Genomic DNA, 15,308 nt, shown 5'->3' with positions numbered 1-15,308 from the left:
CAGAAAATTTATGTATGCGTTCCCAGTCAAAAACTAGCAACGATAACAATAAGAGGCAATAGCTGATTCGGTTATGGCTTCACCCGTTGAATTAAGAGGGCTATTTTGTCATACTCAAAATTATGTGCTAAACTTGCCAACGCCTCAGCTAGCCCAGGATTTAGGGGGCGCATCTCCTCAATATAGCTATCGACTTTCATCATGTCGGAGAATTTTACAGCTTCTAACAAATTAGCTAATAACTCGCTAGGCAATGCCAAAATAGATGATTTGAGTTCGTCTTGAGTTTGGCTATTAGACTGATGAGCGAAACTTTTAGCGGTAGCTTCTTCATAAATAAAGCGCACACCAATGTGTTTCTCAATCGCAGTAAAAATATCAGCCTCCCGGAATGGCTTCCGCATAAAATCATCGCAACCTGCTGATAGAATCACAGCCCTTTCTTCTTCTAAAACACTAGCAGTCAGAGCAATAATTGCCGTTGCTTGACCTTTAGTGCTACCTTTGATCTGTTTTGTTGCCTCGTAGCCATCCATCACTGGCATCCTCATATCCATCCAGATTAAATGAGGTTCCCAACTATCGGCAATTTCTACCGCTTCTTTGCCATCCATCGCTTCTTTTAAGGCAAAACCAAAGGGATTCAGGAGTTGAATTAGCAGTTGGCGATTGAGGGGTTTATCATCAACAATTAGAATTCGATATTGGGGTTGATTTGGCTCTAAAGCAATTGCTCGTCGTGCTAATTGTTTACTCTCAATTTCGCTCGCATCAACGACGTTGACTTGAATATTAAATTTGAAATTGGTGCCGCTACCAACTTCACTGCTGACCGCGATCTCTCCTCCCATTAACTGCACAAATTTACGGCTAATTGGTAATCCTAAACCCGTACCTTCCTGTGCTTCTTTACCTGTTTGAGTTTGTACAAAAACTTCAAATAACGAGTCTAATTCTTCGGGGGCAATGCCAGGGCCAGAGTCTTCGACTTCAAACCGCAGCATAGTTTTTTCTGATTCATCGGTTATTTGTTTGGTTGCTGTACCTGTGACTAACGATCCACCATCGGTTACTACTCTAACTGAAACGCCTCCTACTTGCGTAAACTTGAGGGCGTTATTGAGTAAGTTAATTAAGATTTGGCGCAGTTTGACTTCATCAGTTCGCACGTAGCGAGGAACATCAGGACTACGCTCAAAAATTAACTGTAAACGTCGATCGTCGGCTTTCAGATGAAACATATCTTCTAAATCATCTAGCAGGCGATAAAGATCGAAGTTTTTTTCGTTGAGGGTAGTGTGTCCCGCTTCAATTTTTGATAAATCTAAAACGTTGTTGATCAAGGAGAGTAGATGCTCCCCGCTACGGCTAATAATGCCGACATTCTCTATGTGTTCAGATGGTAAAGTTTTGCTGCGAGTCATAATTTGGGAAAAACCCAAAATGGCATTGAGAGGCGATCGCAATTCGTGGCTCATATTAGCAAGAAAGATACTTTTTGCTTCGTTGGCAACTTCCGCTTTCTCTTTAGCTTCCGCTAGTTCAGCATTTAACTCATCAACTTTTCTAGCTGCAAGACGGAGCTCGATTTCATCCATGACTATCCCGGCTAGATCGTTCAAAATTCCCATTTCCTGTGGAGAAATAGGACGTGGTTGTTTGTCGATCGCGCATAAGGTTCCCAAGCTATAGCCGTCGTGAGTTTGTAGCGGAGCTCCGACATAAAAACGTAATCCAAAGTCGCTAGTTACCAGGGAATTTGTGGCTGCCCGTGCATCTTTAGTAGCGTCTGTAACAACGTAGATATCAGGAGAAAGAATAGCCGATGCACACAAGCCTGGGGAACGGTCAATTTGCTGAATATCTAAGCCATGACGTGACTTAAACCAAATGCGATCGTTGTCTACTAAACTAACAACAGCAATGGGTACTTGTAGCAGTCGAGCTACAATTGCGGTAACGCGGTCAAAAGTACCTTCGGGGCGTGTATCTAAAATTTCATAACGTTGAAGCGCTTTCAGACGTTCGGTTTCATTGTCAGGAATCAATTTTTGATTATTCATAACCGCTGTTGGAGTGATTTTGAGATTACTTAGTTTTGACTGAATAAGTAGATGCTAAACCTAGTGTTCAAATAGTAGTAGGACTTACGCAAAAGTATTTGTAAAGCTGCCGTCTCAGCATTGAGTATAACCCTGGGATGGCTGCGTTACTAAGCGTGATGCCTAAGTCTTAAGTAGATTAAACCTTGGCGCACCATTGTAGCAAAAGCTCTCGTAATTGTGATATGTTTTAATCTGGGCAATCGCTATTCTCGGAGCAAAGCCATGTCAGAAGATTTTTCCTTCGACGAACTCTTGAACAAAAGTTTTGCCGCCTTCACAGAAGCCGAAAATCAAGTCGGACAGTGCAACGTTTTAGTTATCGGCAAAACTGGCGTAGGTAAAAGCACCCTCATCAACGCCGTTTTTCGCGATCGCTTAGCAGAAACAGGTGTCGGAAGACCTATAACCCAAGGGATTCGCCAATATACTAAGCCCAATTGTCCCATAACTGTCTATGATACCCCAGGACTAGAGCTAAACGCCGAACAAATTAAAATTGTCCAGCTTAATGTTGCTAAACTAATTGACGAGCAAAGGCTCCTACACCCCATAGAACACATTCACGTCGTTTGGTACTGCATTAATCAGGGAACTAATAGAATAGAACCAGTGGAAGAAAACTGGCTCAAAGATATTGAAATCAAAGATGTGCCAACGATCTTGGTACTCACTCAAACCACAAGTAAAAAACCGAGTGAGTTTTTCAAAGAATTAGAACACATGAATTTGCCCGTGAGCCAGATCATACCAGTGCTAGCAGAACCAGAAGAAATTGACGACGATTACACCATTAAAGCACACAGTTTAGATCGTTTAGTACATTATACTTTTCAGTTGTTACCAGAAGTAGCAAAAAAAGCATTTGTTAAAGAACAAATTGCTAGCATTGCTCTCAAAGGCGAGATGGCTTTCAAGTATGTAACTGGTTATGTTGCTGGCTCTGCTATTATTGGGGCAACTCCCATACCCTTTGCTGATGCGCCGATACTTGTGACAGTCCAAACAGCGATGATTGCTAATATTACTGCGATCTTTGGATTGCCCTTTGATAAAGGATTTATCTCTGCTATGTTTTCCACAATTACAGGTGCAAGCGGGGTGACTGCTGTTGGTAGAAATATTGTTACTAACTTACTCAAAATGATCCCAGGTGCCGGCACTTTAGTCGGAGGTGCTATTTCTGGTGCTACGGCAGCAACTTTAACACTTGCTCTCGGTTTAGCTTACATTGAAGTGCTTAAGGCTTATATTAAAGCTCAAATTAATGGAGAAAATATTTCTTTATCCGATCTCAGTAAAATGTTTGTTGAGTTATATAAGGATTATCTAGAGTCTGGACGCAAAACTTTGAAAGAAGACCAACCAATTCCTCCCAAAAATATCAATATTGAGTAATATTAAGGCGGGCGATTGAAATCGCGTCTACACAAATGAAGTCCGCCTACGCGGACTTAAGAAAAGAATAAAATTAGCAAATTTTATGAACTTTAATTCAGGTGCAACAGTCAGCACTCAGTTAGTGCTGGCGGGTTTTAGTGTCGCCGTTGACGAATTGTTGGCTTGACGTAAGCAGGAATGTCATTGAGCTGTACAATAATTTCAGGCTTACTAATCATTAATTATGTCCACCACTTACACTGTAGAAATCCTCCACCAAGGCAAAAGCTATACCATAGAAGTGCCAGAAGATCAAAAAATTCTTACCACTGCCGAGAAAGCTGGTATAGAGTTGCCAAATTCTTGCAATGCAGGAGTCTGTACCACTTGTGCGGCTCAAATTATCGAAGGTAAAGTCGATCAAGATGACTGTATGGGGGTAAGTCCCGAACTTCAGAAAGAAGGATTTGTCTTGCTGTGCATTGCCTATCCCCGCTCTAACTTGAAAATTGAAACAGAAAAGGAAGAGATTGTGTACAATCGCCAATTCGGTCAATCCTGAAAGTAAGCTAGAATTAACAATTGAACCCCTAAAGGTTGCAAATACTACGGAGTCCTCCATGACAACCAATTTCATTACCTTAGAAATTGATCTCCCAGAAACTGTGGAGCAATTGCACGCAGCAATTGAGGCGGAACTCCAAAAACAAGGGGAACCTTTACGCTGGGCCGTTACAGACGTGGATGTGGTGCGGCAAAAGGCTACAATTGAAGGCTACGTGCTCGTAGAAGCGACAAAAGTAGAGATTGAAACACCTGTAACCCCGTGAACCGCCGTCATTTTACAGTGGTTTTGATTGTCCCCACAGGGGTTGGCGCGTCCATTGGCGGCTATGCTGGCGATGCGCTACCAGTTGCCAGAGCGATCGCCCAAATTTGCGATACACTGATTACTCACCCCAACGTTCTCAACGGCGCTCAGTTGTATTGGCCTTTACCTAACGCTCTCTACGTCGAAGGCTACGCCCTTGACAAATTTGCCTCTGGATGCTGGGGTTTGCAGCCAGTTCATCAAAACCGCATTGGTTTAATCCTCGACTCAGGGATTGAACCAGACTTGCAACTGCGTCACTTGCAAGCCGCTGATGCTGCTAGAGCGACATTAGGAATTAATATTACCGATTATGTACTGACAGATATGCCTTTGGAGGTAGAGTTACGCACCTCTAATTCTGGGGCATCTTGGGGTACGATCGCCAATCCGGATAGTTTACTGCGGGCAGCAGAAGGGCTGATTAAACAAGCAAAAGTAGAAGCGATCGCAGTTATTGCCCGATTTCCCGATGACGAAGGCAGCACGCAGTTGCAACAGTACAGGTATGGCCAAGGAGTTGACCCCCTCGCCGGTGCAGAAGCCGTAATTAGCCACTTAATCGTCAAAACCTTTAAAATACCTTGTGCCCACGCCCCCGCCCTGTTACCACTACCTCTAGATTCTCAGATTTCAGCGCGATCGGCAGCCGAAGAAATCGGTTATACCTTCCTACCTTGCGTACTGGCGGGATTAAGTAAAGCCCCCCAATTTGTCACCGAGGAGAAAATTACCCAATCCCCAATAACTGCCGCTGACGTAGATGCAGTAGTCATACCCGCAACAGCTTGCGGCGGCAGTGCTATCCTAAGTCTAATTCAGCGATCGGCAGTGCAAATTATCGCTGTCGCCGAAAATCAAACCCAAATGCAAGCAACCCCAGACAAATTAGGAATTAAAGCTTTACAGGTAAACTCATATTTAGAAGCATTAGGAGTATTAGTAGCTCATAAAGCTGGAATTAATCCAGCAATGCTACACCCCAAAATCCCGCCCTTACATCGCCTATCTATCCAGGCTAATAGCTAATTGGTAATTGGTAATTGGTAATGGCTAATCGCTAATCGCTAATCGCTAATCGCTAATCGCTAATTACCCATCTCCCCTGCTCCCCCGCTCCCCCGCCCCCTGCCCCCCTGCTCCCCTGCTCCCCTGCTCCCCTGCTCCCCCGCTCCCCCGCCCCTAGTCCCTTCTTCCAAAGTGCCAGAACAACTTCCTAACAATTCCGAACTCGAACCCCTAACACGCACTCAAATTCTAGTAGCAATGGGAGTGACAGCAGTGATTTTGCTGGCCATTGCCAAATTGTGGCTGCAATTTGGATCTGTTTCCTTGTTACCTGTCAAATTAACACCCTTAGCCTTAATTTGGGGGCTAGCGATCGGCATAACAATTACAGTTGCGAGTACAATCATCTACCGCTTATGGCCAGCTTATCGCCGTAGTGCTGACATTTACTTAGAATTAGTGCTTAAACCCCTATTTTGGCCAGACTTAATTTGGCTGGGACTTCTACCAGGAATGAGCGAAGAATTACTATTTAGAGGTGTAATGTTATCTGCCTTTGGGTTTAATATTACTGCCTTAGTATTATCTAGTTTTTGCTTTGGTATTTTGCACTTGGGAGGGTGGCAACAATGGCCCTATGCAGTTTGGGCAACGGCGGTAGGATTTTTACTTGGGTATAGCGCCTTAGAAACGGGCAATTTATTAGTGCCAATTGTAGCTCATATCTGCACAAATGTAATTTCTAGCTGCATTTGGAAACTAGAAAGCAAAGGATTCAAGTAATAGTTCTAATTCTGACTACTAACTCCTGCCTTTTAGTCGGCTGACAGCTTTCATCCGATGCAGCTACTACCGAGAGAATTTCAGCAATTTTTCCTGTACAGTAAGAACATCGGAGAAATTATTAAATTTCGGTTAAAGGTTGGGGTAATGCGAAATCGGCAGGAGCGGTTACTCTCTAATTTAGATAAAAATAAAAAAGTTAGCGATCGCTCTTCAGTTTCAGAGGCGCTACGGCTGCGCGATCGCGCGATCGCCGCCTCTAACAACGGTATCGTCATCGCTGATGCCAGACTACCAGACTGTCCCATTATCTACTGCAATCCTGCCTTTGAAAGGATCACGGGCTATTCCCAAGCAGAAATAGAGGGTAAAAATTGCCGCTTTTTGCAAGGGCCAGACACCGATCCTGCGGCCCTAGAAGAACTCCGCAACGCTTTGCGGGAAGGGCGTGCTTGTGAAGTAGTCTTAAAAAATTATCGCAAAGACGGAACCCATTTCTGGAACAAACTGGCAATTTCTCCCGTGCGGGACAAAAAAGGCCAATTAACTCACTTCATCGGCGTACAATCCGATATTTCCTACCGCATAGAAGCGCAGGAATCGCTACATCAAGCCACAGCTCAATTGCAAACAATTTTAGAGGCAGTACCGGGAACAGTTTCTTGGATTAGTTCAGATTTACGCTACTTAGGAGTTAACCACCATTTGGCGAGACTTCACGGCTTGTCTCCAGAGGCATTTGCTGGCAAAGACATCGGATTTCTGGGTTCAAGCTCTGAATTTTGCCAATTTGTACGCTCCTTTTTTGCTAGTCCCAAGACAGAAGCAATAGAAGAAATGACCGCAACGCTGCCAACAGCAAATGGGCCGAACCTGCGGCACTATCTGATTGTGGCTCAAAAGTACAATGAGGGTAAAGCAGCTTTCACTATTGGGATTGATATTACTGAGCGCAAGCTAGCAGAAGAAGCACTGGTACTGACGCGCAAAGCTGTGGAAAGTTCTAGCGACGCGGTGGGAATGGCTGATGCTAGAGGCACTCACATCTATCAAAATCAGGCCTTCTCCGAGCTATTTGAATACGAAACTGTGGAAGAATTCAACGCCTCTGGCGGCATACCGATCGTGTTTGCAGATCCCGCCGTTGCTGAGGATGTTCTCAAAACGATTATGAGTGGTAATTCTTGGCGTGGCGAAGTTACTAAGCGCACTCGCACCGGTCAAACCATTCAAGTTTTAATGCGTGCGGATGCGATTAAGGATGCTGCTGGCAAAATTGTGGGACTGATCGGCATCTCAACGAACATTACCGATCGCAAACGCACAGAACAAGAACTCCGCCAAAGCGAACAAAGATTCCGATCGCTAATTGAAAATGCTACAGATATCATCTTGATTGTGGACGCAGACGGGATCTGCCGCTATGTCTCGCCTTCCCAAGAGCGGATTTTAGGCTACTCCAGAGAAGAAGTGCTGGGGGAATCTATATTTAATTGGGTTCACCCCGATGAATTACACCTAGTACGCCGAGTGCTAGATGGGGTAATTAAACACCCCTGCGTGGGTTTAGGCTTGGCGGAATACCGCGTGCGGCACAAAAATGGGAAGGAGTGCGTGTTGGAGGCGGTGGCGACGAATCTGCTCGAAGAACCTGCTGTACAAGGAATTGTGGTCAATTGCCACGATGTGACTGAACGCAAGGCGGCTGAAGACCAATTACTTCATGATGCTCTGCACGATGCTTTGACAGAATTGCCAAATCGAGCCTTGTTGATGGATCGTCTCGGACAAGCTTTGGCTCGCGCTAGACGTAATCCCAATTATCGCTTTGGTGTCATATTTTTAGATTTGGATCGGTTTAAGGTGATCAATGACAGCCAAGGACATCAGGCTGGCGATCGCCTACTCTACGCGATCGCCCGACGATTGATGAGCTGTCTGCGCTCTGGCGATACTGTAGCGCGTCTGGGAGGGGACGAATTCATCATCCTGCTAGAAGAAATCGAAGATGTCAGCGTGGCGATCGCCACAGCCAACCGCATACAGCAGGCCCTCGAACAACCCCTACACCTAGAAGGCCACAAAGTTACTGTCACTGCTAGCATGGGCATTGCCCTCAGTACCCCTGAGTATCAGTGGCCAGGGGACATCCTGCGAGACGCAGACATTGCTATGTATCGGGCGAAAGCTCTCGGTAAAGCTCGCTATCAGGTGTTCGCGGCTGCTATGCACACCCACGCTGTGGCGCTGATGCAGTTAGAGAGCGACTTACGCCGAGCGGTAGAGCTTACTTGCGGGGAAGAAGGGGCTGAAGAAGGGGCTAGGGGACAGGGGCTAGGGGCTAGGGAAAGAGAAGAAGAGACTGGGGACTGGGGACTAGAGATTAGAGAAACAGAAGAAGAAAATTCTTCCCTAGCCCCTAACCCCTATACCCTAATCCCTTCTTCAGCCCCTCACCCCTCACCCCTCACCCCTTCTTCCCCCTTTGTCCTTTACTATCAGCCGATCGTTTCCCTCAGTCGTGGTATCGTAGTCGGGTTTGAAGCTCTAGTACGCTGGTTGCATCCAGAACGGGGTTTGGTAACACCCGCAGAGTTTATCCCTGTAGCAGAAGAAACTGGATTGATCGTACCGTTAGGCCAGTGGGTACTACGGGAAGCTTGCAGTCAGATGGTTAAATGGCAAAAGAGCTTGAAGTCTCACACCCCAGGCGAGTTCGACTTCAATTGTAGAGGTGTAAGTTTGAACTCGAATCCTGAATTGTGGGCACAGCAGTTCCAACTTGGAGATATAGATTCTAGTTCAAAATTAGATAACACTTTATTTGGTTGTGACTTGGAAGTGTCGGTAGACGACAACCAGTCGCTTCGGCATCGCCCACTCATAAATAAGGCAGTGGAGGAGCCAAATTTGCCAATTCCCAGTTGTGAATTACCCGTTTCTAATTACCAATTACCTCTTCCTAATTCTCAACTGACCATAGCTGTTAACCTTTCGGGCAGACAATTTGCTCAGCCTGACTTAATAGAGCAAATTAAACAAGTGCTAGAGGAAACAGGTTTAGATGGTCAGTATTTAAAGTTAGAAATTACGGAAAGCGTGGTGATGGAAGATGGAGAATCAGCCGTGACGATGCTCTCGCAATTGAGAGATTTAGGGATTCATCTATGTATTGATGACTTTGGGACGGGCTATTCTTCTCTCTCGTACCTGCACCGTTTCCCAATTAATACTTTGAAAATCGATCGGTCTTTTGTCAGTAGGATGGGTGTAGATGGCGATAATTCTGAGATCGTGCGTGCGATCGTCATGTTAGCTCACAGTTTAGGTATGGATGTAGTGGCGGAAGGCGTAGAAACTTCCCACCATCTCGCTCAATTGCGATCGCTTGGATGCGAATTTGGTCAAGGATATTTTTTCTCTAAACCTGTAGACAGCGAAGCGGCGACAGCTTTGCTAAGTCCTGCACTCCAATGGTAAGTCGAAGGAAGAAGGAAGAAGGAAGAAGGGGGAGATGGGGGGAGATGGGGAGATGGGGGGTAATTTATCTTCTTCCTTGACTGCTAGCCAATTACCAATTCCCAATTACCAATTCCCAATTACCAATTCCCAATTACCAATTTTGCGGGTACAAGATTTACAGCAACATTATACTTTAGAACGCAATTTTTTAGACCAAATATTTTCGAGAACGGGACAGGTAATTAAAGCAGTAGACGGCATTAATTTAGAACTATATCCAGGGGAAATTTTAGGATTAGTTGGAGAATCTGGTTGCGGCAAAAGTACACTTTCTCGCACAATTTTACAGCTAATTCGTCCCACCGGAGGCAAAGTTGAATTTTTGGGAACCGATTTAACTGCACTCTCCCGCGATGCTGTGCGATCGCACCGCCGCGACATTCAAATGGTATTCCAAGATCCCCACGCTTGCCTTAACCCCATGATGACTGTGGGACAAAGTATTGCCGATCCTTTGTTCATCCACAAATTGGCGACTCCAGACGCAGCTAAAAAACAAGTATTGGCTATGCTAGAACGGGTGGGTTTGACACCATCTGAAGAGTATTATCAACGCTATGCAGGCGAGTTATCGGGGGGACAACAGCAGCGAGTGGCGATCGCGCGCGCTCTTATTACCCGCCCTAAATTGTTAATTTGCGACGAACCCGTGAGTATGTTGGATGCTAGCGTGCAGACGCAGGTATTAGAGCTGATGTTGGAGTTAAAAGCAGAATTTAACCTTACTTATTTGTTTATTACCCATGACCTTTGGGTAGCCAGATTTTTTTGCGATCGCATTGCCGTTATGAACTCTGGTAAAATTGTGGAAATCGGCGCGACAAAAGAGATTTTTACCAATCCTCAACACCCTTATACTCAACAACTTTTACAAGCTGCGCCTTTACTTGCTCGAACGTAATGCCACCGGTTGATCTCATAATTGGTAGGAACTCAGCAATGCTTTGCTCCTACCAATACTGCATTCATTATTAACTCTTCAAAAATGTATCAGGATCGATCCCAGATTCCCGAAGTTTCTGAATCAAAGATTCTAATTGAGCTTCTGCTTGTTCGGCGCGTTGCCGCTCAAATTCAGCGCGCTCGCGCTCAAATTCAGCTTCAGTCAAAACCCAATTTCCTTCAGCATCATACCAGCGCAACCACAATCGCTCAACTCCCTGATACTCTCCTTGCCACAAACCCAAACCTAAATCAATATCGGAAATCCACACCCGCGAATCTTGCAACTGTAGTTCTTGATAATGCGATCCTACGAGTTTAAACACTCGTACCTGATTGGTATAACGGCTAAAAACCACATAGTAAGGAATGCGTAAAATCCGCTCGTAAACCTCCCATTTTCCAGGCTTTTTCTGCTCAGTTTGACCTCGTATTGTTTGCCCATTTCCTGGCACTTGAAGAGCCTCTGGCGGCGTTTCGAGTTCAATTTGTCCTAAATCTTCCTTCTCCGTGCCAGGGGAAAGGAGTTCAATAACAACAAAGGGATTAACGGCCTCTTGCCAGACAACGTAACTCAGGCGCATATCGACTTGATCGTAAAGTCGGGGTACGCCGACAACGCCAAACCAATCCGGCCGCTTGTACCAATTAGGATGGCGCGAGTCGTAGTAAAGGTTGATGTCGCTGCCGCAAAAAACCTCAGATTGGGAATACTGAGAAGGCTGAAATGTCTGGGTCAGCAGTTGGGGTTGTAAATCGTGAAATTCGTCCGGCAAACCAGGCTCCTCTGGATCTTCACTTGGTAGATCGTACATCGTGGGTAAAGTTTCTCTGGGCGATCGCGGCGGATCTGTTTGAGGAACAGGATATTTAAAGGGAAACATAAAATTTAGGCAGAATCACTGGCTTTATGTTAACATCGGCCTCAATCTAACTACTTGGCAAATTTTTTTAGTGTCGAGCGTACTTTTAAAATAGTGCCGTTTTGTGCTAATAACTACTATCTGTCCCAACATCGGGATAGCAGTGTCACCCTGGAGGGTATTTCATGTCAGGTAGCGAATTAAAAGCAGATTTCTGGATGAGCGAGTACATCACGCCTTGGGATATTTACGTTCACGGCGTTACTAGCGTCCTTGCTTACAAAAAAACTGCTTTTCAGGAGATGTACGTCGTTGAAACCGGTACTTATGGTAAAGGGTTGGTTTTAGATGGTAAATGGCAGTCCTGTACTGGCGACGAGTTCCTGTACCACGAACCGCTAGTTCACCCGGCGATGATTTTGCACGGTTCGCCACGCAAAGTGCTCGTGCTCGGAGGCGGGGAAGGCGCTACAATTCGGGAAGTGCTGCGCTGGAAAACCGTTGAAAAAGTTGTGATGATCGACATTGACGGCGAAGTAGTCGAAGCTTGTAAAGAATACTTGCCAGAAATGCACCAAAATGCTTTTGATGACCCTCGTTGTGAGGTGGTAATTGGTGATGCTTTGGAATTCTTAGATACTACTGGTAATGATTGGGATGTAGTGATTTCTGACTTGTCAGATCCGATTGAAGAAGGGCCTTCTTTCCAGTTGTTTACTAAGGACTATTTTGAGAAAGTTCGCCGCGTGATGTCACCATCTGGCTATTTTGTGGTGCAAGCGGGGCCTGTTTCTCCGGCAGAGTTGAAAATGCACGCTCGGATTGTCAATACTCTCAAGTCTGTTTTTCCGAATGTTCAGTCTTTGACGAGCTATATTTCTACTTACGGTGCGCCTTGGGGTTTTGCGATCGCTTCGACGCAGGCGATCGATACCAGGCCAGAACCGGCAGATACCGATAAAGTGTTGGCGGAGAAAACTACTGGTGGTTTCCGTATGTTGGATGGGATTACTTTGTTAGGATTGATGCAATTGCCTGGTCATGTGCGTCAGGCGATCGCATCTGAAACTGAAGTTTACACTATGGCAGAACCACCGAAGTTTTTCGGTAAGGGCTCTGTCGGACAATAAAGTTTACAGGACTTACGCAAACCCGGTTTCTGGGACGACCTGCGTAAGTCCTATACAAGCAACAAATTGTCTCAGGTGGAAGATGGGGGTGTGTCGCCACAAATTCACCTGATGGAGAACCGCTTTGAGGCGTTGCGATCGGCCTTAGCGATCGTTCAAGCTAAGATTATTTAATGTAGAGTTTTTTATCAGTATTAAAATCTGAGTTTGTATCTAATCTAACTGCAACCATTTCCTCGCTCTTCCTAATAATTGGTTTAAGTTTTCTATCGGCCATAATCTAACTACACCGTCATCATAACCGGCCGCTAAATACTTACCATCTGGGGTAAAACAAACACTAAATACTGGACTTTCTATTTCAATAAATTGCACCCCATCCTTATAGCCAATGAAATCTGCAATTAAATTACCTGATAAATCCCACAATTTAACCGTGTTGTCGAATGAACCCGTAGCCAGATACTTGCCATCTGCACTTAAACTGACACTCCTGACCGAGTGAGTATGACCGGTGAAGGTTTGGAGTGCTTCTTTGGTTTCTATTGACCACAATTTGGCCGTTTTGTCCTCTGAACCCGTAGCCAGATACTTGCCATCTGCACTTAAACTGACACTCCATACCCAATTAGTATGGCCGATGAAGGTGTGGATTTCTGCTTTGGTTGCTGTTGACCAAAGTTTCGCTGTCTTGTCCCATGAACCCGTAGCCAGATACTTGCCATCTGCACTCAGACTAACACTCATTACACTCATTACTAAGTCAGTCTGACAGGTGAAGGTGTGGAGTTCTTTTTTGGTTTCTGTTAACCACACTTTGGCTGTATTGTCAGATGAACCAGTAGCCAAATAATTGCCATCGCTACTTAAACTGACACTCCATATCGAGTTAGTATGACCGATGAAGGTGTGGATTCCTGCTTTGGTTGCTGTTGACCAGAGTTTTGCTGTCTTGTCCCATGAACCCGTAGCCAGATATTTGCCATCTACACTCAAACTGACACTTCTTACCGATTGAGTATGACCAATGAAGGTATGGAGTGCTTCTTTGGTTTCTATTGACCATAGTTTAGCAGTATTATCGTCTGAACCCGTAGCCAGATATTTGCCATCTGCACTCAAACTGACACTTCTTACCGATTGACTATGACCTATGAAGGTGTGGAGTTCTGCTTTAGTTTCTATTGACCACAATTTCGCAGTGTTATCCTCTGAACCCGTAGCCAGATATTTGCCATCTGCACTTAAACTGACACTCGTTACCGATTGACTATGACCTATGAAGGTGTGGAGTTCTGCTTTAGTTTCTATTGACCACAGTTTCGCCGTATTGTCGTATGAACCCGTAGCTAGAAATTTGCCATCGCTACTGAAACTGACACTCGTTACCCAGTTAGTATGGCCGGTGAAGGTGTAAAGTTCTGTTTTAGTTTCTGTTGACCACAGTTTCGCCGTATTGTCCCCTGAACCCGTAGCCAGAAATTTGCCGTCAGGACTGAAACTGACACTCCATACCGAGTTAGTATGGCCAGTAAAGGTGTGGCGTTCTCGAATTTTACTCAGGATTGTTTGCAAAGCTAAAAGAGGACTGGCGGCGGGAGAATCGGCGGCTAGTTCGTAGTTATCTTTGACTAAATTTTCCCACTTTTCCAGTAACTTTTGTAAATCTTCGCCTGCTTTTTTGGCATCGTGGAGTGCTTGAAATTGTCCTGTTTTTGTATTAAAGCGCCGCAATGCTTGCACGCCTGCTCTTTCTATTTTAGTGCCTTCTTGGGCGGCTTTAATTATCTCTTTAGCTTTGGCTTCCGCTTGTCTGAGTGTTTCTATTTGGTAGCGTTGACTCGCATCGAAGAAAGCCGTATCATCATCACTTAATCTTTTGCCTTCTTTCCAGTTTAATGCCTCAGTTAATGATTCACCACGTAGTAGTCGGGAGTCATCTTTTTTGTCAGATTCTATCCAGGCCTGGAAGTTTTCTTGATAGGGTCGGAGGTTGGCGAGTTGCTGTTGTACCCAGTTGAGGTTGAATACTGCTTTGTAAATTGGGTTGTAAACTTTCAGGTGTCCGTTTTCTTTGACTACTAGGCCTGAGAGTTGTAATTCCATTTGGTCGGGGGAGTTGTCGGCGGGGATTTGGCCATTGGTGAGGATTTGTTGGTAGATACTAAGGAGGCGACCGCTGCGATTTTGGACTTGTTCAGAGATGAGGCGATTGCGGATTGTCCTTAAGAGTTCGGGATTATCTTGAGCCTCCCAATTATCAATAATATAAGTTTTGGCGATTTCATCAATATTTGGGTTGTCGATTTCAGCATATTCGAGCACTCGCTGACAGAGTTTTTGAGTGAGGAATGGTTGACCGCCTGTTAATTTGATGATTTGTTCTAATATTGCAGTGGAATTGTTAGGGAATTTTCCCTCTAAACCTTTGGTTAAGACGGGTGCGGCTTCTTTTAGGGTAAAGCCTTTGAGTTCAATGGCCTGACCGATATTATAAGGTGTTCGAGTTGTATCTTTGATTAAATCTGAAGGAGTAGCGACTCCCAACAAACAAAAAGTAAGACGTTGATAAGCGAGATTATCGGCTCTTAGATTATAGCAAGAGCGAATATAGGCAAAAAAGTCATCTCTAATAGAATCTAAACTGAGTAGTCTATCAATTTCATCAATGAAAATGATAATTTGATTCGGTAGATTCTTTAACAAC

The 15,308-nt window shown here is 44.9% G+C and carries 10 protein-coding genes and 1 pseudogene; 8 read left to right on the top strand and 3 right to left on the bottom strand.

Annotated features, from left to right (window positions below):
- Positions 1-71 precede the first annotated feature (71 nt).
- On the bottom strand, positions 72-2,063 hold the full coding sequence (locus OSCI_RS23320) for an ATP-binding protein (RefSeq protein ID WP_007357633.1): 1,992 nt from the start codon (positions 2,061-2,063) through the stop codon (positions 72-74).
- A gap of 264 nt (positions 2,064-2,327) precedes the next feature.
- Here OSCI_RS23320 and OSCI_RS23315 point away from each other — a divergent pair, with 264 nt between their 5' ends.
- The 7 genes and pseudogenes from OSCI_RS23315 to OSCI_RS23285 all read left to right on the top strand — a co-directional run.
- Complete coding sequence (locus tag OSCI_RS23315) at positions 2,328-3,500, top strand: YcjF family protein (protein ID WP_007357632.1); 1,173 nt, start codon at positions 2,328-2,330, stop codon at positions 3,498-3,500.
- Positions 3,501-3,726: 226 nt separating this feature from the next.
- The gene (locus OSCI_RS23310; RefSeq protein WP_007357631.1) at positions 3,727-4,044 is read left to right on the top strand and encodes a 2Fe-2S iron-sulfur cluster-binding protein; all 318 of its coding nucleotides are present in this window, start codon (positions 3,727-3,729) and stop codon (positions 4,042-4,044) included.
- 58 nt (positions 4,045-4,102) lie between these two features.
- Positions 4,103-4,312 (top strand): hypothetical protein, encoded by a 210-nt coding sequence (locus OSCI_RS23305; protein WP_007357630.1) that lies wholly within the window; start codon positions 4,103-4,105, stop codon positions 4,310-4,312.
- Complete coding sequence (locus tag OSCI_RS23300; RefSeq protein WP_007357629.1) at positions 4,309-5,382, top strand: DUF3326 domain-containing protein; 1,074 nt, start codon at positions 4,309-4,311, stop codon at positions 5,380-5,382. The genes OSCI_RS23305 and OSCI_RS23300 overlap by 4 nt, the downstream gene beginning before the upstream one ends.
- Before the next feature lie 171 nt (positions 5,383-5,553).
- A complete protein-coding gene (locus tag OSCI_RS23295) occupies positions 5,554-6,144 on the top strand; it encodes a CPBP family intramembrane glutamic endopeptidase (protein ID WP_007357628.1) in 591 nt (196 codons plus the stop codon).
- 57 nt (positions 6,145-6,201) lie between these two features.
- Positions 6,202-9,624 carry an EAL domain-containing protein gene (locus OSCI_RS23290; protein ID WP_007357627.1) on the top strand — a complete coding sequence of 1,141 codons (3,423 nt, stop codon included), beginning with the start codon at positions 6,202-6,204 and terminating at the stop codon, positions 9,622-9,624.
- A 118-nt stretch (positions 9,625-9,742) separates the two neighbouring features.
- Positions 9,743-10,567: pseudogene (locus tag OSCI_RS23285) on the top strand (ATP-binding cassette domain-containing protein); the annotation flags it as partial.
- Positions 10,568-10,637: 70 nt separating this feature from the next.
- On the opposite strand, the gene OSCI_RS23280 reads toward OSCI_RS23285, so the two are convergent.
- Complete coding sequence (locus OSCI_RS23280) at positions 10,638-11,492, bottom strand: Uma2 family endonuclease (RefSeq protein WP_007357625.1); 855 nt, start codon at positions 11,490-11,492, stop codon at positions 10,638-10,640.
- 164 nt (positions 11,493-11,656) lie between these two features.
- Between OSCI_RS23280 and OSCI_RS23275 the strand changes: the two genes are divergently transcribed.
- Positions 11,657-12,601: a methyltransferase domain-containing protein gene (locus tag OSCI_RS23275; RefSeq protein WP_007357624.1), complete on the top strand. Its 945-nt coding sequence runs from the start codon at positions 11,657-11,659 to the stop codon at positions 12,599-12,601.
- A 213-nt stretch (positions 12,602-12,814) separates the two neighbouring features.
- Here OSCI_RS23275 and OSCI_RS23270 read toward each other — a convergent pair whose 3' ends face one another.
- Entirely contained in the window at positions 12,815-15,307 is a 2,493-nt protein-coding gene (locus OSCI_RS23270) for an AAA-like domain-containing protein (RefSeq protein WP_007357623.1), read from the bottom strand.
- Between the last annotated feature and the right edge of the window lies 1 nt (position 15,308).

The organism is Kamptonema sp. PCC 6506, assembly GCF_000180455.1.
GTDB classification, from domain to species: Bacteria; Cyanobacteriota; Cyanobacteriia; order Cyanobacteriales; family Microcoleaceae; genus Kamptonema; species Kamptonema formosum.
This window is presented reverse-complemented; position numbering and strand designations above follow the sequence as displayed.

Coding starts and splice junctions, on each gene's coding strand:
- OSCI_RS23320 (WP_007357633.1), bottom strand. CDS start 2,063: ATGAATAATCAAAAATTGATTCCTGACAATGAAACCGAACGTCTGAAA.
- OSCI_RS23315 (WP_007357632.1), top strand. CDS start 2,328: ATGTCAGAAGATTTTTCCTTCGACGAACTCTTGAACAAAAGTTTTGCC.
- OSCI_RS23310 (WP_007357631.1), top strand. CDS start 3,727: ATGTCCACCACTTACACTGTAGAAATCCTCCACCAAGGCAAAAGCTAT.
- OSCI_RS23305 (WP_007357630.1), top strand. CDS start 4,103: ATGACAACCAATTTCATTACCTTAGAAATTGATCTCCCAGAAACTGTG.
- OSCI_RS23290 (WP_007357627.1), top strand. CDS start 6,202: ATGCAGCTACTACCGAGAGAATTTCAGCAATTTTTCCTGTACAGTAAG.
- OSCI_RS23280 (WP_007357625.1), bottom strand. CDS start 11,492: ATGTTTCCCTTTAAATATCCTGTTCCTCAAACAGATCCGCCGCGATCG.
- OSCI_RS23275 (WP_007357624.1), top strand. CDS start 11,657: ATGTCAGGTAGCGAATTAAAAGCAGATTTCTGGATGAGCGAGTACATC.